The 883-nt window shown below is 40.1% G+C and carries 2 protein-coding genes; both read right to left on the bottom strand.

The window, feature by feature from the left end:
* Nucleotides 1–92: 92 nt before the first annotated feature.
* Nucleotides 93–650, bottom strand: coding sequence for a hypothetical protein (locus U868_RS23895; RefSeq protein WP_036412345.1), 558 nt, complete (start codon nucleotides 648–650; stop codon nucleotides 93–95).
* A 45-nt stretch (nucleotides 651–695) separates the two neighbouring features.
* Nucleotides 696–883 (bottom strand): hypothetical protein (locus U868_RS23890; protein ID WP_036412342.1); only part of this gene is annotated, 188 nt, incomplete at its 5' end.

Below are 883 nucleotides of genomic sequence, written 5' to 3'. Positions count from 1 at the left end.
TCACATCCCCACCCTCAATAATTAGTTTCCCTCATGTTAATCATCTGGTGGTGCAAAGGAAAGCAAAACGGACACCAAATGACATGAAGTAGTCATGCAGACATGGATTCTTTATATATCGCCTCTAAATCCGAATAACTCAACTCAATCAACTGCCCTACGTCATTTGCCATCGTGCATATGATGGAAGATACAGCGTTCAAAAATTTATTGTTATCGACGATTATTTTTTCTGTCTCTCTAATTATTGGTAAAAACTCATCATTCCAGCCCTTTGGATTTCCAAGTGTGTTGTAATAGAAAAAATATATTTCTTCAGCTTTCCAGAAATCAGAATAAGACGCCCCAGCCGGTTCTATTTCCCGCTGTATCTTGCTCATGTCAAATGTCCGCCCATTAAAAGAGGATGCGTACATCCCGCTGTAAAGGATGATAACTCTCTTTCTGGCGTAATCCCTGATATCCTCAATCGAACTCAACTTAATGCGGTGACTCGTCATTGCATAACTGTGATGCTTGTCTTCCTCTTCAGGAACCTTGATTGCAATGCCCTTTGGATCCCAGCCGAAAAGATAAGCGGATAACCAGTGTCCGGCTTCATGTCTGGCGACAGGTGCCACACATTTGTTTTTAAAATCATCAGAAATCACAATTTATCCTCATGCAAAATAGGCAATCAGATATTAATACATGTGTTATTTTGGTTTTCCATTATCTTTGTTAATAAATCGATCTGGCACACAATAATCAATATGAATGTCATGATTATGTTCTGGCGCGCTTTCTGTTGCCTGCTGCTTCATTTTCTCAGCGATGTGATCTGACACCGTACGCTGATAGGATTTATCACCTTCCATACTACCTCCAATGAAAAAAGCCTCAG

The organism is Morganella morganii H1r, from assembly GCF_000633515.1.
Classification (GTDB): domain Bacteria; phylum Pseudomonadota; class Gammaproteobacteria; order Enterobacterales; family Enterobacteriaceae; genus Morganella; species Morganella morganii_B.
Note: the sequence above shows the minus strand (reverse complement) of the source record. Positions and strands in the feature narration are given on the sequence as shown.